Origin of the sequence: Streptomyces sp. NPDC006208, from assembly GCF_040613775.1 — a bacterium.
Taxonomy (GTDB): domain Bacteria; phylum Actinomycetota; class Actinomycetes; order Streptomycetales; family Streptomycetaceae; genus Streptomyces.
In genome coordinates, this window is record NZ_JBEXSW010000030.1 from 79,195 (window position 1) to 103,644 (window position 24,450).

General features: G+C 71.4%; 19 protein-coding genes. 8 read left to right on the forward strand and 11 right to left on the reverse strand.

The features are described from left to right. Positions 1-4 precede the first annotated feature (4 nt). Positions 5-2,902: a LuxR C-terminal-related transcriptional regulator gene (locus tag ABZ208_RS24185; protein ID WP_356911549.1), complete on the reverse strand. Its 2,898-nt coding sequence runs from the start codon at positions 2,900-2,902 to the stop codon at positions 5-7. 282 nt (positions 2,903-3,184) lie between these two features. Between ABZ208_RS24185 and ABZ208_RS24190 the strand changes: the two genes are divergently transcribed. Beyond that, positions 3,185-3,721 (forward strand): ATP-binding protein, encoded by a 537-nt coding sequence (locus ABZ208_RS24190; protein WP_356911550.1) that lies wholly within the window; start codon positions 3,185-3,187, stop codon positions 3,719-3,721. Positions 3,722-3,772: 51 nt separating this feature from the next. On the opposite strand, the gene xylB is transcribed toward ABZ208_RS24190, so the two are convergent. Further along, positions 3,773-5,251 (reverse strand): xylulokinase, encoded by a 1,479-nt coding sequence (gene xylB, locus ABZ208_RS24195; RefSeq protein ID WP_356911551.1) that lies wholly within the window; start codon positions 5,249-5,251, stop codon positions 3,773-3,775. A 168-nt stretch (positions 5,252-5,419) separates the two neighbouring features. On the opposite strand from xylB, the gene xylA reads away from it, so the two are divergent. Then, the gene (xylA, locus tag ABZ208_RS24200) at positions 5,420-6,589 is read left to right on the forward strand and encodes a xylose isomerase (protein ID WP_356911552.1); all 1,170 of its coding nucleotides are present in this window, start codon (positions 5,420-5,422) and stop codon (positions 6,587-6,589) included. 445 nt (positions 6,590-7,034) lie between these two features. Here the strand turns inward: xylA and ABZ208_RS24205 are convergent, their stop codons facing one another. From ABZ208_RS24205 to ABZ208_RS24215, 3 genes are all read right to left on the reverse strand, one after another. Continuing rightward, positions 7,035-8,291 (reverse strand): ROK family transcriptional regulator, encoded by a 1,257-nt coding sequence (locus ABZ208_RS24205; protein WP_356911553.1) that lies wholly within the window; start codon positions 8,289-8,291, stop codon positions 7,035-7,037. A gap of 349 nt (positions 8,292-8,640) precedes the next feature. Continuing rightward, a complete protein-coding gene (locus ABZ208_RS24210; protein WP_328405401.1) occupies positions 8,641-9,171 on the reverse strand; it encodes a toxin-antitoxin system, toxin component in 531 nt (176 codons plus the stop codon). Between the two features lie 79 nt (positions 9,172-9,250). Then, positions 9,251-9,889, reverse strand: a complete 639-nt coding sequence (locus ABZ208_RS24215) for a helix-turn-helix transcriptional regulator (protein WP_356911554.1) — start codon at positions 9,887-9,889, stop codon at positions 9,251-9,253. 246 nt (positions 9,890-10,135) lie between these two features. On the opposite strand from ABZ208_RS24215, the gene ABZ208_RS24220 reads away from it, so the two are divergent. Beyond that, a complete protein-coding gene (locus tag ABZ208_RS24220) occupies positions 10,136-11,200 on the forward strand; it encodes a helix-turn-helix domain-containing protein (protein WP_356911555.1) in 1,065 nt (354 codons plus the stop codon). A 240-nt stretch (positions 11,201-11,440) separates the two neighbouring features. Here the strand turns inward: ABZ208_RS24220 and ABZ208_RS24225 are convergent, their stop codons facing one another. The 6 genes from ABZ208_RS24225 to ABZ208_RS24250 all read right to left on the reverse strand — a co-directional run bounded on the left by ABZ208_RS24225 (position 11,441) and on the right by ABZ208_RS24250 (position 16,570). Further along, on the reverse strand, positions 11,441-11,698 hold the full coding sequence (locus ABZ208_RS24225) for a hypothetical protein (protein ID WP_356911556.1): 258 nt from the start codon (positions 11,696-11,698) through the stop codon (positions 11,441-11,443). Next, positions 11,698-11,907 carry a hypothetical protein gene (locus ABZ208_RS24230; protein ID WP_356911557.1) on the reverse strand — a complete coding sequence of 70 codons (210 nt, stop codon included), beginning with the start codon at positions 11,905-11,907 and terminating at the stop codon, positions 11,698-11,700. Before ABZ208_RS24230 ends, ABZ208_RS24225 begins: the two co-directional genes overlap by 1 nt. 141 nt (positions 11,908-12,048) lie before the next feature. After that, complete coding sequence (locus ABZ208_RS24235; protein ID WP_356911558.1) at positions 12,049-13,245, reverse strand: MAB_1171c family putative transporter; 1,197 nt, start codon at positions 13,243-13,245, stop codon at positions 12,049-12,051. Positions 13,246-13,263: 18 nt separating this feature from the next. Further along, positions 13,264-14,718, reverse strand: a complete 1,455-nt coding sequence (locus tag ABZ208_RS24240; RefSeq protein WP_356911559.1) for an FAD-dependent monooxygenase — start codon at positions 14,716-14,718, stop codon at positions 13,264-13,266. Then, positions 14,715-15,905, reverse strand: a complete 1,191-nt coding sequence (locus ABZ208_RS24245) for an MAB_1171c family putative transporter (RefSeq protein ID WP_356911560.1) — start codon at positions 15,903-15,905, stop codon at positions 14,715-14,717. The genes ABZ208_RS24240 and ABZ208_RS24245 overlap by 4 nt, the downstream gene beginning before the upstream one ends. 65 nt (positions 15,906-15,970) lie before the next feature. After that, the gene (locus tag ABZ208_RS24250) at positions 15,971-16,570 is read right to left on the reverse strand and encodes a transcriptional regulator (protein WP_356911561.1); all 600 of its coding nucleotides are present in this window, start codon (positions 16,568-16,570) and stop codon (positions 15,971-15,973) included. A gap of 289 nt (positions 16,571-16,859) precedes the next feature. On the opposite strand from ABZ208_RS24250, the gene ABZ208_RS24255 reads away from it, so the two are divergent. The 5 genes from ABZ208_RS24255 to ABZ208_RS24275 all read left to right on the forward strand — a co-directional run bounded on the left by ABZ208_RS24255 (position 16,860) and on the right by ABZ208_RS24275 (position 24,442). Continuing rightward, complete coding sequence (locus tag ABZ208_RS24255; protein ID WP_356911562.1) at positions 16,860-18,680, forward strand: glycoside hydrolase family 15 protein; 1,821 nt, start codon at positions 16,860-16,862, stop codon at positions 18,678-18,680. A gap of 100 nt (positions 18,681-18,780) precedes the next feature. Continuing rightward, the gene (locus tag ABZ208_RS24260; protein WP_328393821.1) at positions 18,781-18,933 is read left to right on the forward strand and encodes a hypothetical protein; all 153 of its coding nucleotides are present in this window, start codon (positions 18,781-18,783) and stop codon (positions 18,931-18,933) included. A 99-nt stretch (positions 18,934-19,032) separates the two neighbouring features. Beyond that, positions 19,033-20,886: a fatty acyl-AMP ligase gene (locus tag ABZ208_RS24265; RefSeq protein WP_356911563.1), complete on the forward strand. Its 1,854-nt coding sequence runs from the start codon at positions 19,033-19,035 to the stop codon at positions 20,884-20,886. Beyond that, the gene (locus ABZ208_RS24270) at positions 20,883-22,712 is read left to right on the forward strand and encodes an acyl-CoA dehydrogenase family protein (RefSeq protein ID WP_356911564.1); all 1,830 of its coding nucleotides are present in this window, start codon (positions 20,883-20,885) and stop codon (positions 22,710-22,712) included. The genes ABZ208_RS24265 and ABZ208_RS24270 overlap by 4 nt, the downstream gene beginning before the upstream one ends. After that, a complete protein-coding gene (locus tag ABZ208_RS24275) occupies positions 22,706-24,442 on the forward strand; it encodes an acyl-CoA dehydrogenase (protein WP_356911565.1) in 1,737 nt (578 codons plus the stop codon). The genes ABZ208_RS24270 and ABZ208_RS24275 overlap by 7 nt, the downstream gene beginning before the upstream one ends. Positions 24,443-24,450: the final 8 nt, after the last annotated feature.

Consider the following 24,450-nt stretch of genomic DNA (forward strand, 5'->3'; position numbering starts at 1 on the left):
CGGCTCACTCCTGGCGCTGGGCACGCGAGCGGGCGAGGCTCTGGCGGGACTGCGACTCCAGTTTGCGGCGGGCCCGCGCGACATGCTGTTCCACCGTGCGCGGCGACAGATGCAGGGTCGCCGCTATCTCACGGTTGGTGAGCCCGGTCGCGGCGAGATCGGCGACCTCCTGCTCGCGCGGCGACAACTGGTCGCCGTAACTGGGACGGCCTCGCGGACGCTGCTCGTCCACGGGCTGGTGCGCGCGCAGCTCGGCACGGATCCTGGCCGCGTCCCACACCGCGCCCAGATCACTCAACTGCTGCACGCAGGAGGCGAGATCGCCGACAGCGGAGGCGGAGTGCGCGTCGGTGGCGAGCGCGCAGCGGGCGGCGCCCTCCGTGGTCAGGATCGCGGCGTACGGGCGGGGCAGCCCGGCGTACACGGTGGACGCCCGGCGGAACAGCGGGCCCGCCGTCTCCGGTTCGCCGTCAGCCTCGGCCAGCAGCGCGCGGCACCAGTGCAGGGCCGCGGACGACGAGGGGGCCTGACGGCCCTCGAGCCCGGCGGCGAACTCGGCGACCATCTTCTGTGCCGTCTCCCGCCGCCCCGCGCGCAGCGTCGCCTCCACCGCCCAGGGCGCCAGCTCCGCCGCCCACACCCACACCCCCTTGTCCCGCAGCCGGTCCCACGACAGCGACGCCTCCGCGACGGCGCCCTCCACGTCGTCGCGGACCAGCGCGAGGCGGACCAGGGCGCCCGAGGCGGCGGCCGCATGGGGCACCGCCGAGCCCTCGGGTCCGATGGGACCCTCACCGGACAGCCAGCTGGTGGTCTGCGGCCACTCGCCGCGGGCCAGCGCCAGCAGCCCGAGCACGACACGGGCGTCGGCCGCGGGCCCGGGCATGGTGTCCGCCTCGGCCACAAAGGCCCGGGCGCGGGCGGGCAGGTTCGCCCAGTTGCCCTCGGCCCAGTCGAGCAGCAGCGCCGTGCCACGGGCGCCCTGCTCCACATAGGAGGCGCCGCTGCGGGTGGCCAGCTCCAGGCCCTCGGCGAGCAGCTCGCGGGCACGGCCGAGATGGCCGAGCCACAGGGCGCCGTCCGCCGCGTTGCACAGACCGCGTGCCACATGCTGCTGGTGGACCGGCAGGTCCGTGTCCTTGGGGAGTTGCTCCAGCACCTTCCAGGCGGCCGGGTCCCCGACGTACATCAGCGTTCCGGCGCTGTTGGCGGCCACCGCCGTACGGGCCTCGGCGTCGCCGCTCTCCTCTGCGGCCCTCTCGGCCCGGTGGAGCCAGTACACGTTCTGCTCCAGCGGGACCGCGGACAGCAGGGGCATCGCCAGGGCCGACATGGCACGGGCCGCAAGAACGGGGCGTTCCTGGAGCTCCTCCACCGCCTTCTGGAGCTCCAGCCAGCCCTGCATGCCCGCGACCGCCTGGTTGCACAGCAGCAGCCCCAGATCGAGGCGGATCTGGCCGCGCACGGCCGCCGGCAGCGACTGCTCGTCCAGGATCTGGCGCAGCACGGTCACCGTCTGGTCGGAACGCAGCCCCAGCACGGCGCTGTGCGCCAGCAGGGGAGCGAGGCGTGCGCGAGCGCTGATCGGGACGGTCGTGCGGGACAGCGTGTCCTCCAGGAGATCGATCGCCGCCTGGTGGTCGCCTGCCGCCTGGCACTGGAGCGCGGCGTGCTCCACGGCGCGCAGCCAGCCGCGTACCTGGCCGCCGTGTCTGCGGTGCCGGGCCAGCCGTACCCAGGGCACCGGCTGGCGGTGGGCGAGCGCCTCGGCGGCGTGGCGGTGCATCTGGCCGCGCAGCGGGCCGGGGACCTGTCTGTACACCGCCCGCGCCGCCATCGGGACGAAGAACCCGTACCGGCCCAGGTCGTCCTCAGTCAGCACGCCGGTGCGCAGCGCGGCCATGAGCGCGCGGGTGCCCTCGTCTCCGGACAGGCCCGCCACAGAGGTGAGCTCGGCGGCCTCCACCGGTTCGTCCAGCACGGCGGCCGCCCAGACGACGGGCCGCAGCCGCTCCTTGAGCGCCGCCGTGCGGCCGAGGGCCAGCTCTGCCAGGCGGGGCGGTACCCCGACGGCGTCCAGGTCCCGGACCGAGTACCGCTCCCGGTCCTCGGCCGACTCGCGCAGCAGCCGCACCAGGTCGGCGACCACCTGGGGTACGCCCCCGGAGCGCTCATGGATCCGGGCGATGAGCTCCGCCGGACAGCGCTCGGCGCCGAGTGCGTCCTCGACCGCCGCGCGCACCTGCTCCGCGCCGAGCGGGTCGAGGTGCAGCCGCAGCACGGAGAGAGCGGCGGGAAAGTGGACGGTGCGGCCCAGTACGAGGCCGGGCTCGCGCAGCTCCTCGGGCCGGTAGGTCAGGGCCACGGCGAGTCTGTCGGGCGGTCGCTCCAGTAGCCGGCGCAGCAGGTCGAGGGCGGGCCGGCCGGCGCGGTGGACGTCCTCGGCGACCAGCAGCACACGGTCCCCGCGGTCGTGCAGCGAGGCCAGCAGCTCCGGCAGCTCGGGCTGCGGGGGGACGTCGGCGGGTCCGCCCTCCCGGGGACGGACGGGGCCGGTCGCCTGGGAAGGCAAGGGTCCGGTCTCCCGGGGACGGGCGATGCCGGTCTCGGTGCCGGACGCGGAGGTGCCGGACGGGGAGGTGCCGGACGGGGAGGTGCCGGCGGCGCGCGAAGGGCGCTGCGTCAGCTTCGTACCGAAGGACGAGAACGAGACGATCACACTGCGGGCGGCCGAGCCCGAGGCGGTCGTGACACCGGCCGCGGTCTCCAGCAGTCGCGCCACCAGTCGGGACTTGCCCGTGCCCGCCGCCCCTTCGATCAGAAGCAGTGCCGGTCCGGTGGAGTCTCCGGCGAGGACACGCGTCAGCCAACGGTCCCCGGCCGAGTCACTGAGCGTGTCCACCTCTCACTCTCCTAGGTGTTTCTGGGGCATTTCGATTGTTTACGTATCCGTGTTTCAGTGTCCCTGATTGCGCCGAACGTGCAGCGCCACGAATGTGTAGCTGCCGCAGAAGATCTGCATGGCTGTCGACGGCCCGGTGAGACCTCCCGGCCGCTGGACCTACGTAAGGGAAGAACGCCCGCGCGAACAGGAGCCCAAGTGATCGCCATAGAACGTGCCTCGAGTCCGCCCCATCAACGTGCGGGGCCGACGTCAGCCCTGCGAGGTCTGGCTCATTGCGCCATGCCGGCCTCGCCGGAGGCCGCGCGAAAACTACGGCGCTTCGCCCGGGCCGTCGCACGTAGATGGCGCCTGGCGGAGCATCTCGATGAGGCCCTGTCCGTGATCGTCACCGAGCTGGTGACGAATGTCGTGATGCACAGCGGCAGCTCCTGGGTGTCCACGGTGATCAGCGTCCGTGGCGATGCCCTGACCGTCGAGGTCATGGACGGCGGCCGCTGGAAACATCGGGTGACCAGACGCAAGGAGCCGCTGGACTCGGACGTGGTGTGCGGCAGGGGCCTGCGCCTGGTCGAGGCGTACGCGGCACGCACCGTCGCGCGTCGGCTGGAAGCGGGCAGCATCGTCTGTGCGGAGATCACCCTGCGGGACGGCACACCGGCCCCGGACCAGCCGACGGTGAACACGCTGAGGATCGCCGACCAGCCGTCGGTCGGGCCGCCGCGCCACCCGTCGAGCGGGACGGCGCGCCACCCGTCGAAGGCGACACGGCACCAGCCGAAGGCGACGGACGGCAAGGGGTTCCTGCGGGACACCTAGCGCGGGCGCCCGGCAGCGGGTCCCGGCAGGGGGAAGTCCAGCGGGCGGCATCTATCGGGAGAGCAGTGCCGGTGCCGCCCGGTCCAGGACCGCCGAGACCCGGTCCCATGTCCCGATGTCCCGCTGCACCGGCGGCAGCTGCCTCGCCCCCTCCCGCTGCCATCCGGCGGCGAGCGCCACCGGGTCCTCCCCGGTCGCCGCACCCGCGGCCAGGGCCGCTGCACCGAGGGCCACCAGTTCGGTGCTCCGCGGGATCAGCAGCGGGCGGCCCGACAGGCGGCGGACCGTCTCCACCCAGTGGCGGCCCTCCGCGCCGCCGCCGACCAGCCGGAGCGGGCGGCCTGCCGTCTCGGGGGCGGCAGGATCCAGCCCGCAGGAGCGCAGAACCTCGTCGAGGGCGCGCAGCACCGTCACCACCGCGCCCTCGTAGGCCGCGCCCAGAATCTGGTGACGGGTCGTGGTGTGCCGCAGGCCGGTGACCATTCCGGAGGCGGCCGGCAGATCGGGGGTGCGCTCCCCGTCCAGGTACGGCAGCAGAACCACCTCACCGCCGGCCTCGGCGGCATCGCGGTCCAGGCCGAGCAGAGAAGCGACCTTGTCGACGGCGACCGTGCAGTTCAGGGTGCAGGCGAGCGGCAGATACGTGCCGTCCGTGGCCGCGAACCCGGCGAGCGCCGTGGACGCCGGGCGGGTACGGGTCGCGGCGAAGACCGTGCCGGAGGTGCCGAGGCTGAGGACGGGGTGATCGAGCAGCCCCGCGCCGCCGAGCCCCAGGCCCACCGCGGCAGCCATGTTGTCCCCGGTGCCCGCGGCGACCGCGATCCCGGCGGGCAGACCGAGCACGGCCGCGGCTCCGGGGGTCAGCGACCCGATACGGACTGCGCCCGTCGCGGCCACCGGCGGCAGCAGCGCCGCGTCCAGCCCGATCAGATCCAGGAGTTCGGGGTCGTACGCGCCGGTCGCCGTGGAGTACCAGCAGGTGCCCGAGGCGTCCCCGGGGTCGGTGACGGCGACGCCCGCGAGCCGTTCGGTGAGGAAGTCGTGGGGCAGCCGTACCGCGGCGGCCGACTTGGCGGCGGCCGGTTCGTTCTCCCGCAGCCACTGCCACTTCGCCGCCGTCATGGAGGCGACCGGCACCGATCCCGTACGCGCCGTCCAGGCAGCAGGGCCGCCGAGCGTCTCGGTGAGTGCGGCGGCCTGCGGGGCCGAGCGGGTGTCGTTCCACAGGAGCGCGGGGCGCAGCGGCGCGCCGGCGCGGTCGAGCACGACGAGGCCGTGCTGCTGCCCGGCGACCGCGATGCCGGCGATCGCGGACGGGGTGAGGCCCGACTCCCTGAGCCCTGCGGCGACCGCCTCGCCGAGGGCGCGCCACCAGTTCTCGGGGTCGCTCTCCCGTGCTCCGCCGGTGCCGCCGACCTGGTGCGGGGCCCTGCCGACGGCGAGGAGTTCGCCTGTCGCGACATCGGTGAAGGCCGCTTTGGTGGACTGCGTCGAGCTGTCCACCCCGATGACGACGGTCTGCGTCGGCATGGCGGCATCTCTCCTTCCGATTGACCCCGCTGAATTTGGCCGAGCGAAAAACAAATTACGCCATCCGGGCCGTGGGGGCCAGGTGCGGAGGGGTTCTGTCATATGGGCGTGGCGTGCATTATTAGTAAGGCGTCAGAACAAAACAACTGATCCAAGGCGGTCATGGCGATGGCGGAACGCTTCACACCCACCCCGGACGACAAGTTCAGCTTCGGTCTGTGGACCGTCGGCTGGCAGGGCAGGGACCCGTTCGGGGACGCGACCCGGCCCGCGTCGGACCCCGTCGAGTCCGTCCAACGGCTCGCCGCGCTCGGTGCCTACGGGGTGACGTTCCACGACGACGACCTGATCCCCTTCGGGGCGGGCGAAACCGAGCGTGAGGCGCACATCAAGCGCTTCCGGCAGGTTCTGGACGCCACCGGCCTGATCGTCCCCATGGCGACGACCAACCTCTTCACACACCCCGTCTTCAAGGACGGAGCCTTCACGGCGAACGACCGTGACGTGCGCCGGTACGCACTGCGCAAGACGATCCGCAACATCGACCTCGCGGCCGAGCTCGGGGCACGGACCTATGTCGCCTGGGGCGGCCGCGAGGGCGCCGAATCGGGAGCGGCGAAGGACGTGGGCGTCGCTCTCGAGCGTATGAAGGAGGCCTTCGACCTGCTGGGCGAGTACGTCACCGAGCAGGGCTACGACCTCCGGTTCGCCATCGAGCCCAAGCCCAACGAGCCCCGCGGCGACATCCTGCTGCCGACGGTCGGCCACGCCCTCGCCTTCATCGAGCGCCTCGAGCGGCCCGAGCTGTACGGAGTGAACCCGGAGGTCGGCCACGAGCAGATGGCCGGGCTGAACTTCACGCACTCCATCGCGCAGGCACTGTGGGCGGGCAAGCTGTTCCACATCGACCTCAACGGCCAGAACGGCATCAAGTACGACCAGGACCTGCGCTTCGGCGCGGGCGATCTGCGCTCGGCGTTCTGGCTGGTCGACCTGTTGGAGACGGCGGGCTACGACGGCCCGCGGCACTTCGACTTCAAGCCGCCGCGTACGGAGGACGCCGAAGGCGTGTGGGCGTCGGCGGCCGGCTGCATGCGCAACTACCTGATCCTGCGCGAGCGGGCGGCGGCCTTCCGTGCCGACCCGGAGGTCCAGGAGGCCCTGCGCGCGTCCCGCCTCGACGACCTCGCCCGCCCGACGGCACAGGACGGCCTGGCGGGGCTGCTCGGGGACGCGACCGCTTTCGAGGACTTCGACGCGGGGGCGGCGGCGGAGCGGGGCATGGCATTCGAGCGCCTGGACCAGCTGGCGCTGGACCACTTGCTCGGGGTGCGCTGATGTGACGGAGCGGCTGAGCCGGCCCGGCCGAAGGTGAGAGTCGGCCGGGTCATCTCCGCAGGCCGGTCGGACATCGGGCACGCGTCGAGCCCGCGAAGTTCTCCCGCCGGCAGGTCTCACCCGACCGCGGTGACACCGTCCCCGGACAGGAAACGGACAAGACACCGACCAGGCCGGGCAAGCAGGGGGCGTCCGGCACAGGTTGCTTGCACTGATCCCGCTGGTCCACATCGGCAAGCTCTGAGCAGCCCCGTCCTGTCGCAGGTCCTACGCTCGACGCAGCCGAGCCTCAGCTCGAACGGCGTCAGGCGTTTAGGGAACCGGGACCGGAAGCTCCGAGGTGCTGCTGAGCTCTGCAATCGGCCGGACGGGCCGGGCTGCAGCGCTCACTCACAGCTGAGACTCTGCCGGGCCTCCCAGGGGCGCGACCGCGCCCAGGAATCGGTCAGCCCGCGTGCTGCGCGTACGCCACCGGGTCCGCGAGGACGTCCTGGACCACCAGCGCCGCGGCGCCGCGGGCCGCGTCGGCGGCCGGGGAGGAGGGGCGGAGGCGGCCACTGCCGCCCGGCCAGAGGCCCGAGACCACCCGTTCCGCGAGCTCGGCGCCCACCGGTGGCGAGAGCCAGGGGAACAGAGGGGCGTAGATGCCGCCCAGCACCACCGCGTCCGGGTCGAAGAGATTCACCGCGCCCGACAGGACACGGCCGAGCATCAGGCCCGCCCGGGTCAGAGCCGTCACCGCGGCTGTCTCGCCCGCGCGGGCGCGCCGCTCCAGTTCCGCGACGCCCGCGGCGCCGGTCGGCTCCTCGATGCCCGCCGCCCGCAGCAGCGCCGACTGGCCCGCGTACTGCTCCAGGCAACCGCGGGAGCCGCAGCGGCAGCGGGGGCCGTCCGCGTCGGCCGGTACGTGGCCGATCTCGCCGGCGAACCCGTTTGCCCCGCGCAGCAGTTCGCCGCCCAGCACCAGCGCGCCACCGACGCCGATCTCACCGGTCAGATACAGGAAACTGCGCACCTCCCCGAGGCCCCCGAACCACAGCTCGGCCAGCGCCGCGAGGTTCGCCTCGTTCTCCGAGCGCACCGGCAGCTCGGGAAGCCCGGGCCGCAGCGCGTTCAGCGCTTCGGCGAACGGGGCCTCCGCCGCGACGTCGGTCCAGCCGAGGTTGGGGGCCTCGCGGACCGTGCCCGCCGCGATCAGCCCCGGCAGCGCCAGCGCCGCGCCCACCGGCCGCAGTCCCTGCTCCGCGGCCGAGGTCAGGGAGCGGGAAGCGAATTTCGCGGCGCGCCCCAGCACATGGGCGGACGGTGCGCCCCGGTTGTCCAGGTGCTCGACCAGCCGTACCCGGTCGGTGCCGGCCAGGTCCACCACGCACACCGCGACATAGTCGACGTTGATCTCGACGCCGACGCCCGCGACACCGGTACGGGCCACCTTCAGCACGGTGCCGGGCCGCCCGGCCTGGCCGCTGAACGTCTTGCCGGACTCGGTCAGAAAGCCGCTGTCCAGCAGCTGTTCGACGAGGGAGGAGACGGCGGCACGCGTCAGCCCGACCCGCGCGGAGACCCCGGCGCGGGTGATCTCGCCCTCGTCGCGGACCGCCCGCAGGACGAGGCTGAGATTGTGGCGCCGGACCGTCTCCCGGTCGGCCTTGGGTTCCAGCGGGGCCCGCCGCCCCATGTGGCCCGTGTGAATGCCGTTCATAACGTTGCCGAGCCTAAGTGATACCGGGGGGTACCCCGCACCAGGCGTCACATCTGGAACACGAGCGGACCGGCGTCTGCGCTCGTGCACCGGTGGACCGGCCGTGGCCCCGAGCGCCGACGTGGTCGGCACCGGCAGCTGCTCCCCGCGTCTGCGTGTGGCGGTGTTGCGCCCCGGCCCCGTACCCCTTGTGCCGGATCGCCGAGGACGGCCCCGGACAAGCGTCATCACGCCGTACGGTCACCGGGTGATGCTCGCCCGGTCGCGGCCGACATGGGCCGGGCGGGCCGGTGCCGGCCGATGGGCACCGGGATGTGCAGGGGTGGGGGAGCCGGTCGGCACCGCCGCCTCAGCCCTGTGGCCCCCGGTACCCCAGAGAAGCCTCGATACGTCCGGCGAGTCCGTCCCTGCGCACCGGGCCGCGGCCAGCCGAACCGGCAAGCCATGAGCGGCACTTGCTCCCGAGGAGAAGCCCGAAGGTCTCCGCCTCGTTCTCCTCCGCCTGGTCGAAGCGGGTCCGGGCGGCGACGCGGAGCACCGCGGCCTGCAGATCGGCCTCGTCCGACAGCAGTCGGGCGGCGACGGCCGCGCCCTCGACGTGATGGCTGCAGTGCCCGGCCTTCATGTGCCACAACTCATGGCCGAGAATGACCAGTTGATGGTCGGGCGCGGTGCGCTCCTCGATCACGATCAGGTCCTGGTCCGCCATGTCGAGCCACAGGCCGCTGGCAGTGCCGGGCGGAAACGTGGCCGTGCGGTAGCGGACGGGCCGCCCGCGGCGTTTGCTCATGCCGTCGCACAGCGCGGTGTAGAGAGCGGCGGGCTCGGCCGGGGCGGGCAGGTCGATGCCGGAGACCAGCTCGCCGCACAACCGGCGCATGTCTTTGCCTATGCTCACTGCTCTCCTCTCCCCGTCGGCACCTGTTGAGACACGTACGAATCCAAAGCCTGTCCGGAAATCAGGGCTGGTCTGTCGGCTTGACGCTCTCCAGGAGCATGTCGAGCCACTCGGTGACCTTGTCCCGGTGTTTGTCCGTAGGCAGTTGGGCCGCACGCCAGGCGATGCCGCGCACCCCATGGTCCTGCAACAGACGCTCCAGCGGGTCGCTTTCTCCCGCGAAGTCTTGAAGCAGACCCTGCTCGGTGCGCTGGAGGGCGGTGTTGAGCGCGTCGGTGTCATCGGCTGTCAGGAAGCCGGCGTGCACCTGGAAGAAGCGCTGGATGGCGTCGCAGTGCTCCATGGTCGGTCGGCGGTCGCCGTTGATCAGTGCCCCGGCCTGCTGCCGGGACATACCGGCACCGTCGGCGATCTCCTGCTGCGTGTAGCGGCGGCCGTTGGGCTTGAGCCGCGTTCTGCGAAGCAGGTCGAAACGCTGCAAGAACCGTGCCTGAAGGTCGGGTTCGCCTGCCGGCCGCCCTGCGAGCAGGGCGGCCACCACATCGGCCGGGACGCCCGAGGCATCGGAGAGCCGATGGACGTCGAAGACCTCGCCGTGGCTCAGGCCGAGCTTGTCCGCGAGTTCGGTGACCCGGGCAACCGATGCCGCCAGCAGGCCTGCGGCGGCCGTCGGACCCGGAACCGAGAAGCCGTCTGTCACCAGTAGGTCTCCTAGATCACACGAAGTAGCCCCGCACACAAGGGGCTGCCGGGAGATTAACCGCTTCGAGGGAATGCAGCCAGGTCTTGCCACAGCTGTGGCGCGATTCGCGCGTTCAACGGCGCAGAATGCCACGATAGTTGACATGACCTCGGTCGCGGTAGCAGGATCGCCACGCGGTATGAAGATCCAAACGGGGCTACCGCAGCGGGACTTCGAGAGCCTTCGAGAAGGGTGGCGTTCTCGATGACACATGAGGCAGGCGTCGAGCGGCCAGGTGTCCACGGACGTCTGGCGTGTGCCGGCACCACACGCGGCACGGCCCGGACCGGGCGGCTCGGCGACGTCCTCAGACGGCGCAGGGAGGAGTTGGGGCTGAGCCTGGAGGACGTGGCCGCCCGCCTCGACCTCAGCGCCTACACCTACGGCACCTGGGAACGCTCACCCGATCTGACCTGGTCCGACGAGATGGTGGGCGCCATGGTCGTGGCCCTTGAGATGGACGAGCGACTGGGTGCCGAGCTGATCCGGTTCGTCGCCGGCCGGGACAGGTCCGATGACTTCAGTGCGCCGGTCCGGCCCTCGGGGCCGGTGCCGCCCTCCTCGCCCGCACGCCGCCCCGTTCCCGCCCGGCCGGCCGCGCCGGTCCACCCGCCGGTGCCCGTACGGCCGCCCGTCCCTGCCTCGCCGACCGCTCCGGCGGACCCGGCCGACCCCGAGACCGGGGCCTATCTGCGCGACTATGCGGCCCTGATGGATGCCGTTCCGCTGCCGTCGATGCTGTTCGACCGGCATTGGGACGTGGCGCACGCCAACCCCGCTTTTGACGCCCTCTTCCGTGGCATCGGGCCGCACCCCACCGCCATGCCGCAGCAGAACTTCCTCCGGTTCGCGCTGTTCCACCCGGATGCTCCGGCGGTACTCGCCGAGCACGAGACGGGCTGGTGTCTGCCGCTGATGGCACAGTTGGCCTGTGCGCTCGAGCGCGACGGCGAGGACCGTACACTTCAGGCCATTCGTGACGAGATCGCCCAGGACCCGATCATGGACGCCGCCTATGCGTGCGGACTGCCGCACTGGGTACGGGCCGTGGGCGCCGCGGCCGTCGACCATGACGGAGCGGTGCGGCGTGTGAACCACCCCGACCCGAGGTGGGGCCGCACGGACTGCCGCATCGTCGACGAAACGCCGAAGACCCTTCAGGAGAAGGGGTTCACCCGGGTGACGCTGGTGCTGCGCGAGAACCCGGCCGTGGTGGCGCCGGGTGTGCGCCGCGGCAAGTCCCATCTGCGGGCGGTCTCCGGCGGGTAAGGCCCCTCTGGTGCCGGGGAGTTGACCTTTCGGGTCTGCAAGAGCCGATGCTGCGAGGCTGAGGGAGCACGCTGACCGGTGTGCGGCAGGTGCGCACTCCCGCGTTCCTGGCAGCTTCGACGACGCCGGGTGACCGGTGTCGTCACGGAGGACCGGGACAGCCGAAGGCGTCGCGCGCGGTCTGTTAGCTCCTCGTCGAGGCGGGCACGCAGGAACGCCACCAGATCAGCGGTCACGTGGTCAGCGTCCCTGCGGGCAGGACCGTGAGTGCTCCCAGTACTGGCGCACCTGTGCGCTCTCTTCGTCGTCACCGCCGGGCGCGCCGCACGTGCACTGCCCGGCGCGGGGGTCGATGAGGTTCGCGGCCTCGCGGTGCCCGGCCTCCCGCAGCTGGACGGCGAGTTGGTGGGCGTAGTCCTCGACGAGGAGCGCGGCACCCGTCCCGGTGTTGCCGGCGCCGTCGCGGCGCAGCTCCTGGATCAGTTTGGCGCGGGCCATCACGTGGTCGGCTCCCCGCCGGCCTGCCACGCCTCGACGTCGGGCCGGGCGGGGAGCCTGGCCCCAGGCCGGAGGGAGTACCAGGCGATGAAGTCGCGGACCAGCTCTGCACGCTCGGTGCCCATGCTCCGGGCGACAGCGTCGAACTCGTGCCACTCGTCTCCGATGCGGATCTGGCGGGGCGGGGTCTTGGGCACGCTGGGCGACATGCCCGCACCGTATCGACGTGTGGCTACCTCAGTCATCAGCACTCCTTCGGGTGTGGCTACGCTATCTGGGGCCGACCCCTTTCGGTGCAGCTGCACGCCAGGCTGCGGTGTGTGCATGCGCCGGTGACGGCCGTCGTGGTGTCACTCGTGGACGGCGCGCTCCGGCGCCGGTGAGTGCCACTCGGCGGCGACGAGATGGCTTCGCTGGACGGTGCGGGAAAGCAGGACCAGGCGGTCCGAGTCGACCGTGTAGGCGAGTTCGGGGCCCTCGGGAACGCCGTCCGGCGGTGGCACCTCTGAGGCCGTTCCCGCGTGCGTCCGGCACGCCGATGTGATCATGGCGGCCTCCGCGATCACATCGGCTGTTGTGGGGGGATGCCCCTGGGAGAGCGCCGTGGCCCGGACGCTGTCGCGCACCGCGCCGCTGAGGAACGGGGCGATGGTGAGCAGACCGTCGTGGATCGCCGCCTCGCGGTGGGTCAGGCGCAGGCCGATCGGCGACCACCACGCGATCTTCATCGTGGCGGACGCGGACTTCGTCGAGCCTTGCAGCTCCAGCCACAGCGGCCGCAGATGGCGGTACTTCAGGAAGGCGCGCCAGGCCGAGGAGGCCCGTTGTCCGACGAGCGGCAGGATGAACCCGATACCGACCATGAGGGCGGCCGCGGACGCCAGTGGCGGGGCGACGTACGTGCTCAAGTAGTCCCAGTCGCGGCCGCTCCACCGTGCGAAGACAGCGATGAACTTCGTCGTCAGGTAGCCGACATCCAGCGAGCCGCCGAGAACGATGAACCCCAGCCCCGTGCGCAGGGTTCCGTCGACCTCACGCAGCCAGCGCCGGCACAGGAACGTGAGGACCACACTGCCGACCGCGTGGGCGACCAGATACGTCATGATCATCTCGCGGATGAACGGTGTGGTCGCGTAGTACGTGTCCAGATCACGCAGACGCTCGACCGGAGCCTCGCCCAGCGTGAAGAGCGCCACGATGGTGACGCTCACGCACGCGTACGCGCAGATGCACACCATGGACGAGCGCCGCACCTGTTCCGGGGGCCCGCCGCGCCAGTTGATGATCAGCAGGATGCAGGATCCGCTGAAGGCCGACAGGACGCAGTACACCAGCGGCGCGGAGAAGTTCGTGACGCCGGTCAGGTCGTTGACCGCGGCGATCGTCGGCGGTGCTGCCAGGACCAGCACGGCGCACCCCACAAGGAGGAGCGCGCACACCGACCGCATCATGGGGTCGTGCCAGGTTCGCCGGAGGGAGGGCAGTTTGGTCATCAGTGCGGCGATCAGGACCACGGCGGGGACATAGAGGATGAGGCCGTCGTTCATGGACAGCTCCTCCCGCGGTCAGCGCGAGGAACTGTGCTGCGGCTCAGGGGCCTGGCCGTGCCGGCCGGCGGCCACAGCACGCTCCATCTCCGTCAGGGGCGGCCCGGAAAGCGGCTTCCTGCCCGGCCCTCGCATCGCGCCCACGACGACGTCCGGGTGCACCCATGACGTCACCGGCTCGGACATCGTGATGACGCCGAGGAAGGCGCGAGTGACCTGGGCCCGGCCGGTCGCCGCGCGGACCACGCGGTCGACATAGCGGTTGGCGAGCCCGGTCCCCGGGCGCGGCTGCTGTCCCTGGGCACCCGGATAGAGGATGTCCTGCGCGGTCGCGAGCTCCCAGGCGACCGCCGCGGGACGCGCGATGGCGCGCTGGATGCGCCGTGCCAGGGTCGGCGTACCGAGATCGTGGGTGCGAAGGATGTCGCGCAGGGCGACCAGACCCTGGGCAGCCACCGTCATGCCCTGGCCGTACAAGGGGTTGTACGTGGCCACGGCGTCGCCGATCACCACGAGTCCCTCCGGCCAACGGGACGCCTTCTCGAAGTAGTGCCGGCGGTTGACCGTGCTGCGGGTGACGGTGACCTTCTCCGACAGCGGTGCGGTCATGGAGATCAGTTCGCCGACGACCGGGTGCCGGACGGAGCGGGCGAAGGACTCGAACCGGTCGGGGTCACGGGAGGGCTCGCCACCCCGGGTGCCCGACAGCGTGACGAGCCAGCGACCGCCCTCCACGGGGACGATCGTGGCGGTCCGGCCGGGGACCGGATCGCTGGGGTCGGACTGGACATTGACGATGGGGAAGTCCTCGCTGCCCGCGGGAGCCCGGTAGAGGCGGCTGGCATACACCAGACCGGAGTCGACCTCGGCCTCCTTGATCTCGCCGACGCCGAGCGGGCGCAGCCACTCGGTGACGCGCGATCCGCGGCCGCTCGCGTCGACGACGAAGTCGGCCGCGAGCGTGAGGTCGTCACCGTCGGGTGTGCGCAGCCGCACCCCGCTCACCCGTCCGGCGGTGCCCTCGAACCCCCGCATCTCGTGCCGCTGCAGCAGGGTGACCGCGTCCAGCGCGAGGACGTGTTTTCGCACCACCCAGTCCAGCAGGTCACGGGTGCAGGCGATCATGTACTGCATTTCCGGCCAGCGTCTGAGCCAGCCCTGCGCGGTCATCGACACCAGTCCGGTGGGAAGCGGTATGCGCCGTGCCCCGGCGGCCAGCCAGCGCTCGGTGATGCCGGGTATGAGCTTCTCGAACGCGCGGGCGCCACCGGACCAGAGCACGTGGACATGGCGTGCCTGGGGGAGGGACTTACGCGGTTCGGGGAGCTCCGGCAGAGCATCGCGCTCGACGATGGTCACCTCGTCGGCGAAGTCCGCGAGAACCGCCGCAGCAAGCATGCCCGCCATGCCGCCGCCGATGACCACGGCTCGGCGGGGCTGGGTGCCTCTGGCAGGCTGGGACTGACGCGTCATCGCGGACTGCTTCCTGTAGGGGCCGCTTCCCGGCGGGCAGCGGCGACGAAAGGGGATCGGAGGGCTCGTGACAGCTTCACGAGCAGATCAGGGCTGTCCACCCGGGCCGCCGTGAGAGCGTCTGCCCCGGGCGAGGGTTCTTCGTGGGCGTCCCGCTCCGGTTCGGCCGATTTGGCGTCCACCGCGGCGGCCACCATGGCCGCGAGCGACACGATCTGCGCATGCTCGGCCGATTGCTCGCGCATGGCGCTGTGGGCGCGGAGCCGTACCTGGTCGTCGAAGTACGACTGGAGTCTGAGCAGTTCGTCGTGGATCGCGGTCTCACGCACCGTCAGACGCATGTCGGGAGCGGACCACCAGGGGATCCGCGGCAGCGGGGCGTGGTCGCCCGGCGTGGACTGCAGCTGCCGCCACAGGGCGCCCAGGCGCCAGTACGTGGTCCATGCCCGCAGCACGCCGCTGATCTGCGGACCGATCAGAGGAACAAGGAAGCCGACAGTGACAATGAGGCCTCCTGTCGCGGCGATCGGGGGAGCCACGTCCGTACTGAGGGCGTCCCAGTCCCTGCCGGTCCAGCGGGCGACGACCGCGGTGATCTTGGCGAAACCGAAGAGCAGGTTGAGGACGAAGCCCACCACGAGCACGACCAGGCCCACCCGCAGCCAGTCGCTGACCTCGCGGGCCCAGCGCAGGCACAGAGTGGTCGTCACGACGGCCGCCACCATGTGGACCGCGAGATAGGTGACGATCATCTCGCGGATGAACGGGGTACCGGCGTAGTAGGTGTCGAGGTCGCGCAGCCGCTCGACGGGAGCGTCGGCGAGGGCGAAGAAGACGGCCAGCAGGATGATCGCCACGGCGTAGAAGGCGATCCACCGGCGCGAACTGCGCCGGATCGTCTCCGGCGGGCCGCCTCGCCAGTTGACGATGAGCACGAGGCACGCGCAGGAGAATGCGCACATGATGCCGTAGACCAGTGGTCCCGAGAAGTTCGGGATGCCCGTGATCCGGTTGACGGCAATGATCGTGGGCGGCGCGGCGAAGAGGAAGCAGACCGCGGCGGTGAAGACAAGGAAGCCCACCGAACGCACCAGCGGATCGCGCCAACCCCGGTACAGGCCGGGCAGCTTGGCGATGAAGGCGATGCCGAGGGCGACGGCGGGAAAGTAGTAGTCACTGTTGCGCACGTGTCAGCCTTGCCCGTGTCCGAGTGCCGCTCGGGCCGGGGCGGCCGACCGGTGGTGGTTCATCGTCAGGCCTTCCCTTCGTGGCTGAGCAGCGTGTCGACGATGGCGGCAAGCGATGCCTGCACGACCATCTGATTCTGCGACGAGAGCCGCTCGGCGCGACAGGCGGTACGGCGGATGCCGTGCCTGTCGCTCACCGCGGCCCAGGGGGCCGTCCTGCACTCGAGTTCCTTCAGCACCTGCTGAAGGGCGTGCTGGAGGGCCGTGGTGTCCTCGGCGAGCAGAAATCCGTCGTGCACCTTGAAGAACCTCTGGATGCCGAGCAGATGCTCCACACCGGGCAGTCCCTCGCCCTTGGCGACGGCCGACAGCGACGGCCCGGAGGCGTTGAACGACTCGGCGATCTGTTTGAGGGAGTACGCCCGCTGGTCAGCCCTCAGACGGGTCCTGCGCAGCGCCTGGAAACGCGTGCTGACCCGGGCCTTGAGGTCCTCCTCCGCGACATCGTCGCCGTTCAGGAGAGCTTCCACGGTGCGCGGGGGAATGCCCGTGTCGTACGAAAGCCTGGCGACGTCGAGTACGTCGCCCTGGCGCAGTCCCGCGTCCCTGGCGAGCAAGGAGATGCGCTCCACGACGTCGGTGAGGGCGGCCACCGCTTCACTCACCGGTAAATCTCCTATGGTCAGGCGGGGTTGAGGACAATGACGTGATCGGAGCCTAACTGTTCGAAGTCCCCGACAGCCAGGGGGTGAAAAGAGAAGTTTCCCTGGGTCGCAAGAATGATTGACGGTCAGGTTCGCCGGTCACAGGGCGCAGCGTCGGCCTGCTGACGCACCCGGCGGGCCCGGTGAGACTCGAGGTGCCGCGCGTAACGTGCCGCAATCCGCCGCGTCTTGCGGGGGACACGGGGGTCCGCCCCCGGAAGACGGCTGCGACGGTGTTCCGGGAGTTCGTGTGGCTGCGCTCATCGAGGACTATGCACTGATCGGGGACATGCAGACGGCGGCCCTGGTCGCCAGGGACGGATCGGTCGACTGGTTCTGTCTGCCCCGCTTCGACTCACCCGCGGTCTTCGCCGGGCTGCTCGGGACCGAGGAGCACGGATTCTGGCGGCTCGCGCCCGCACAGGCGGCCACCGGTGACGGCGCCGCCGCCCGGCGACGGTACCGCGGGGACTCGCTCGTGCTGGAGTCGGAGTGGGACACCCCCGAAGGGACCGTACGGCTGACCGATTTCATGCCCCCCAGGGGTGCGGGGCGCGGTAGACCGGATGCCGCACCCGTTCTCGTACGTATGGTGGAGGGCGTCTCCGGCCGGGTCCGCATGAGTTCCGCACTGCGGATGCGCTTCAGCTACGGCCGCATCGTGCCCTGGGTGCAGCGGGAGCACGGGCCGGGCGGCCGGGACCGGCTGGTCGCCGTCGCCGGGCCCGACGCGCTGTGGCTGGACGCCGACGTGGACACCTACGGCAGCGATCTGACCACCCACTCCAGCTTCAGCGTCGGCGCCGGCGAACGGGTGGCGTTCACCCTCAGCTGGCAGCCCTCGCACGGGGAGCCGCCGACGCGGCCCGACGCAGCCCGCCTCCTCGCCGACACCGAGCGGTTCTGGGCCGGCTGGATCGCCCAGTGCAGCTACACCGGCCCCTGGCGCGAAGCCGTCGTCCGCTCCCTGATCACCCTCAAGGCGCTCACCTACGCCCCCACCGGCGGCATCGTCGCCGCCCCGACGACCTCCCTGCCCGAGGAGATCGGCGGTGTACGCAACTGGGACTACCGCTACGCCTGGCTGCGCGATGCCGCCATGACCCTGACCGCCCTGCTGCGCACCGGCTACCGCGAGGAGGCACGACGCTGGCGGGAATGGCTGCTGCGGGCCGTCGCCGGGGACGCCCAGAACCTCCAGATCATGTACGGCGTCGCGGGCGAGCGGGAGCTGCCCGAGGCGGAACTTCCCTGGCTCCCCGGCTACGAGAAGTCCGGCCCCGTCCGGATCGGCAACGGCGCCGCCGGCCAGCTCCAGCTCGATGTGTACGGCGAGGTCGTGGACGCACTCTGGCTCGGGCAGAGTGCGGGCCTCGCCCGCGACGACAGCACCCACATCCTGCAGATGAAGCTCATGAACCACCTCGAGTCCAACTGGAGCGAGCCGGACGAGGGCATCTGGGAGGTGCGCGGCCCGCGCCGCCACTTCGTGCACTCCAAGGTGATGGCCTGGGTCGCCGCCGATCGCACCGTACGCAGACTCGAGCGGCTGCCCCTGCACAGCCCCGTCGAGCGCTGGCGCGCGCTGCGTGACGAGATCCACCGTGACGTCTGTGCGCGCGGCTACGACCCCGAACGGGGCACCTTCACCCAGTACTACGGCTCCCGCGAACTCGACGCCTCGCTGCTCCTCATACCGCAGATGGGCTTCCTGCCGCCCGGCGACCCGCGGGTGGTCGGCACCATCGAGGCCGTCCAGCGCGAACTGTGTGACGACGGCTTCGTACGGCGCTACCCCGTGCCCGGCGACGGGTCGGACACGCTCGGCGGAGACGGGCTGCCCGGCGGCGAAGGGGTCTTTCTGGCCTGCTCGTTCTGGCTGGCGCACGATCTCGCGCTGATCGGCCGCAGGGCCGAGGCACGGCAGCTGTTCGAGCGGTTGCTGGCTCTGCGCACCGACCTCGGACTGCTGGCAGAGGAATGGGACACCCGGCGTGGCCGGCTCGTCGGGAATTTCCCGCAGGCATTCAGCCATGTACCCCTGATCGACACCGCATTGCGGCTGTCGTGACCGCAGGCCCAGAGGCTGCGGCTGGAGCGAGAGTCGAGAGCGTCGGCGCATTCTCGTGCGGCAGCGAGACATTCGCACATTCCGCGCGAAGGAGAAGTCCATGGCGTCACTGAGAGAGTTCCTCGTCGACAAGGTGCTGCGCCCGACCGGGCGCGCGCTGATCGCCTACGGGCTGTACTGGGTCTGGATCCCGGGCATCCGCACTGAGGAAATCATCAACAGCGACCTGTTCCCGAGAGCCGGCGACAGGTGAATTCCTCATCCTCTGCCACACAGGTCCAGCCGCCTTCAAGGCGGTCTTGAGACGGATTTCCGAAGCTCTGGCCATTAGTACGCGGCGCAGGGGGACATGATGGCTGCATACCGGAACTTCACCGAGCTCGCATGGGACAGAACCTGCCAACTCGCGGACAGGGAGGCCTATTTCTGCGTCGGTGCGGACGAGCACGGTGAACTTCGGTCCGATGTGCTCAGCTACGGAGAACTCGGCGACCGGGCCAGACGGCTGGCCTCCTGGCTCCAGGCCCACGGCTCGCACGGCCACCGCGTGCTCATCCTCCAGAGCGACGTACGGGAGTTCATGAGCAGCTTCCTGGGGTGCCTGTACGCCGGCGCGGTGGCCGTGCCCGCCCCGGTCCCCGTCGGCTCCCGGCAGAACATCGAACGCGTGGCGGGCATCGTCAAGGACGCGTCGGTCAGCTCCATCCTGACCGACGCGGCCACCGCATCGACGGTCTCCCAGCTGCTGGCCGGCATCGGCCATCCCGAGATCGCCTGCCTTGCGACCGACCGTGCGGGAGCCGGCGACCCGGACGCCTGGCAGGAGCCCGGCCTGCTTCCCGACGACGTCGCCTTCCTGCAGTACACCTCGGGCTCGGTGAGCGAGCCCAAGGGGGTCATGGTCACCCACCGCAACCTGCTGGCCAATCAGCGCGCCATCCAGCAGGCGATGCGCACGGGCTCCGACTCGCGGGTCGGCGGCTGGCTGCCGTTCCACCACGACATGGGGCTCGTCGGCCATCTGCTGCACCCCCTGTGGCTCGGCAGCTCCGGGGTGCTGATGCCGCCGATGACCTTTGTGAAGCGGCCGCTGCGATGGCTGCAGATGGTCGACCAGTACGGCATCACCACCGGCGGCGGCCCCAACCTCGCCTACGACCTGTGCCTGCGCCGCATCAAGGACGAACAGATCGAACAGCTCGACCTCTCCCGCTGGGAGACCGCGGTCAACGGCGCCGAGCCGGTGCGCGCCGAGACCATGGACGCCTTCGCCGAGCGGTTCGCGCCCGCCGGATTCCGCCGTGAAGCCTTCTACCCCTGCTACGGACTCGCCGAGTCCACGCTGCTGGTCAGCGGAGGCGAGCCCGGCGTGCGTGCCCGTACCCGGCAGGTGGACACCGCCGATCTCGAACGGAACCTGATGCGCAGCCCCGTCGGCGGCCGGCCGGCGCGCACCCTGGTGAGCTCGGGCCGCCCGCAGAACTGCGAGGTGGCCATCGTCGACCCCAGCACCTGCAGAAAGCTTCCGTCCGGCACGGTGGGCGAGGTGTGGCTGCGCGGCGACAGCGTCACCCGCGGCTACTGGAACCGCCCGCTGGAGAACGCCCACGCCTTCAGGGCCGTCACCGAGGACGGGGACGAGGGATATCTGCGTACGGGGGACATCGGCGCCATGGACGGCGACGAGCTCTACATCACCGGACGCATGAAGGACATCATGATCGTCGCGGGCCGCAATCTGTACCCGCAGGACATCGAGCGCAGCGTCCAGCGCGTCAGCGCCCTCTTCGGCTCCAGTGCCGCCTTCGCGGTCGAGTCCGACCGCGACCATGTCGTCGTCGTCCAGGAAGTGCGCACCGGCTCCGGCTTCGAGTGCGAACTGGCGTCCCTGTCCGCCGCCGTGATGAGCTGCGTCGCCAAGGAGTTCGAGGTGGCCGCCGAGAACGTCCTGCTGGTCCGTCCCGGCACCGTACGCCGCACCACGAGCGGCAAGCTCCAGCGCACCGCGATGCGCAAGCTGTTCCTCGACGGACGAATACAGCCGCTGCACGAGGTTCTGCACCCCGAGGTACGGGAACTGGTCTCGGCCGGAGCCGGAGCCGGAGCCGGAGCCGGAGCCGGAGCCGGAGCCGGAGCCCGGGCCGGAGCGGGAGCCGGAGCCGGAGCCGGAATCGCCCGCGGCGCCGACGACGGGGCGGGCGGATGACCGCGCTCACCCAACGGGCCGCAGCGGCAGGCATCCAGACACCCGGACTGCGCTGGCGCATCGCCGAGCACCTGGACGCGCGGCTCGGCGACCCGAGCGGCACCGGACCGCTGTCGTACGCCCGTACCGCCGCCGAGGACGCCGCCGAACAGTTCCCGGCCGACGCCTGCGCCCTGCTCGGTGAACTGGGCATCCAGCACTACTACGTACCCGCCGAGTACGGCGGCGCGCTCACCTGTTTCCCGCACCTCCTCGAAATCGTGCGTACCCTCGCCCGCCGCGACCTGACGTGCGCGGTCGCCCACGGCAAGACGTTCCTCGGCGCGGTGTGCGTCTGGGTCGCCGAGGACCGCGCCGGAGCGCGCCATCTGGCCTCGCTGGTATGCGCCGGAGAGCCGGTCTCCCTCGGCCTGACCGAACGCACCCACGGCAGCGACCTGATGGCCGGTGAGGTCGTCGCCGAAGCCGTCCCCGACGGCTATCGCATCAGCGGCGAGAAGTGGCTCATCAACAACGCCACCCGCGGCCGTTTGGTCTGCCTGCTCGCCCGCACCTCCGCCGAGGGCGGCCCCCGCGGCTTCAGCCTGCTCCTCGTCGACAAGCACGCCCTGCCCGAGGGCACCTTCCGCACGCTGCCCAAGGTGCCCACCCTCGGCATCCGCGGCGCCGACATCAGCGGCATCGCCTTCGACCGGGCGCCCGTCGGTGCCGGCTGCCTCGTCGGCAAGGAGGGCGAAGGCCCCGAGACCGTGCTCAAGGCCCTGCAGATCACCCGGTCGCTGTGCACCGCGCTCTCGCTCGGTGCCGCCGACCACGGACTGCGCCTCGCCCACGGCTTCGCCGCCGGACGCGAGCTGTACGGACGCCGCCTGATCGAGCTGCCCGCCGTACGCCGCACACTCGCCGAGACCTACGCCGACCTGCTGGCCATGGAGGCCCTCGGCACCGTCGCCGCCCGCTCCATCCACACCCTGCCCGCCGAGCTCAGCGTCACCTCGGCCGTCGCCAAGTACCTGGTGCCGACCGTCGTCGACGACATCCTGAGCCGGCTGCGGTCGGTACTCGGGGCGCGCTCCATCCTCACCGACCACCACGAGCACGGCCGGTTCCAGAAACTCGAGCGCGACCACCGGATCGTCGGCATCTTCGACGGCAACACCATGGTCAACCTCTATGCGCTCACCGCCCAGTTCCGCACCCTCTTCCGCTGCCACCCCGCCCGCGAACACGAAGCGGACACCCTCGCCGCCACCTTCTGCCACACCCGCGAGCTGCCCCGGCTGCGCCCGCACGAGCTGAGCCTGCTGGCGCGCCGCGGCAGCAGCGTGCTCGGCACCCTGCCCACCGGCGCCGAAGTGCTGAGCGCACAGGCCTCCCGCGAGCCCGAACTCTCCCGGGCGGCGGCTCTCGCCCGCACCCTGACCCGTGCCGCCGACCAACTTCACACGGGGATGAGGGCGGCGCGTCCCGTGCCCGGCGGCGCCCCGGTGGAGAGCTTCGACCTCGCCCGCGGCTACAGCATCTGCTTCGCGGCCGCCTGCTGCCTCGGCGTATGGCAGCACAACCGGCGCACGCTCCACGACGGTTCCACCGCGGGGCTGTGGAACTCCGGCCTGTGGCTGGAGGCCACCCTCGCCCGGCTGGTGGACCGGCTGGAGGACGCGGTGCCCGGCAGCACCGGACCACAGCCCCGCCGGCCCAGCGCCTACGACCCCGGTCTTCGGACGCTGTACGAAGCCATGCTCACCCGGCTGACCGCCCAGTACGAGGCGGGGGAGCTGTTCTCACTGCTGCCCGGCCGTATCGCAGAAGGACCGCCATGCTGACCACGAGCCAGGAAGAAGTCACCGTCCAGCAGCGCGTCGCCGAACTGGAGCGGCGCTTCGGCGACCCCGCCGACCCGGACAACCCACTCGGCCTCGACGTGCTGCTCGCCGCCGACGAGCGTGGGGAACTGCTCGCCGCCGCCGAGGAGGAACTCGCCGCCTTCGGTCTCAACGCCGAGTTCGTGCCCCGGCACCTCGGCGGACGACTGGACCGGATCGACACCCTCGGTCGGGTCCTGCGTGCCGTCTTCCGCAGGGACGCCAGCCTCGGGCTCGGCTACGGCGCCACCAGCTTCCTCGCCGCCGTCGCCGTATGGGCCGGCGGCACCCCGGAGCAGCAGCGGGAGGTCGCCGAACTGCTGCTGGGCGGCGGCAGGCTGGCCATCGCGTACCACGAACTCGCCCACGGCAACGACTTCGTGCGCAACGAGTTCCGCGCCGTACCCACCGACGACGGCTTCCTGCTGGAGGGCGAGAAGCACGTCATCAACAACGTCGTCCGGGCCGAGGCCCTGGTGCTGTTCAGCCGCACCGAGGAGAGCGCCGGAAGTCGCAGCCACTCCGTGCTGCTCGTCGACAAGTCCCGGCTGCCCACGGACCGTTACGGCTACCTTCCGCGCTACGAAACCGTGGGGGTACGCGGCTGCCAGAACGCGGGCGTGCGGTTCAGCGAGTGCCCACTGGACGGTGACGCGCTGGTCGGCAGACTCGGCGACGGCGTCGAACTGGCCCTGCGCTCCTTCCAGATCACCCGCAGCGTGCTGCCTTCCATGATCCTCGGCGGCGGCGACACCGCGCTGCGCACCGCCGTCGGTTTCGCCCTCGACCGCAAGCTCTACCACCGCTCGGTGCTGGAGATCCCGCACGCCCGCGCCACCGTCGTGGGCGCCTTCACCGACCTGCTGATCAGCGACTGCCTGGCGCTCGCCGCCACCCGGGCCGTCCATCTGCTGCCCGAGGCCACCAGCGTGTACGCGGCAGCCGTGAAGTATCTGCTCCCCAAACTGCTCACGGAGACCGCCTACGACCTGTCCATCGTGCTCGGAGCCAACTTCTACGTGCGCGAGGGGGCGTACGGAGCCTTCCAGAAGCATGTGCGGGACCTGCCGATGATCAGCCTCGGTCACGCGGGCACCGCCGCCTGCCAGGCCACGATCATCCCGCAGCTGCCGCGGCTCGCCCGCACCTCCTGGTTCACCGGCACGGCCGCGCCCGCGGGCCTGTTCCGGGTCCGCGACCCGCTGCCGCCGCTGGACACCGGCCGGCTGGTGCTGGTGGCGGGCAGCGACGCACTCGTCGGCTCACTCGAAGGCGCCGCAGCGCGTATCGCCGAAGAGCGCCGGGCCGGCGAGTACACCGGAGCGCTCACCGCCCTGGCCGCCGCCCTCGAGGACGAACTGCGCAGCCTCCAGGCCGAGTGCCGCGAGATGCCCCCCAAGGACCGCACGGTCCTCGCCAGCCCCAAGGCGTACGCGATCGCCGACCGCTACACGCTGCTGCTCGCCGGCGCGGCCTGCCTCGGCGTCTGGAGCCACCAGTCGCCCGAAGACGACGCCTTCCTCGCCTCGCCCGCCTGGCTCGCCGCCGCACTGACCCGGCTGGTCAAGCGGCTCGGCCATCCGCTGCCGAAGCTCCCCGACGGCTGGGACGACCGGCTGCTCGACGAGGTCCTGAACCGCTTCCACGAAGCCCGCAGCTACGACCTGTACGACACCCCGATCGCCGGCTGACCGCAGAC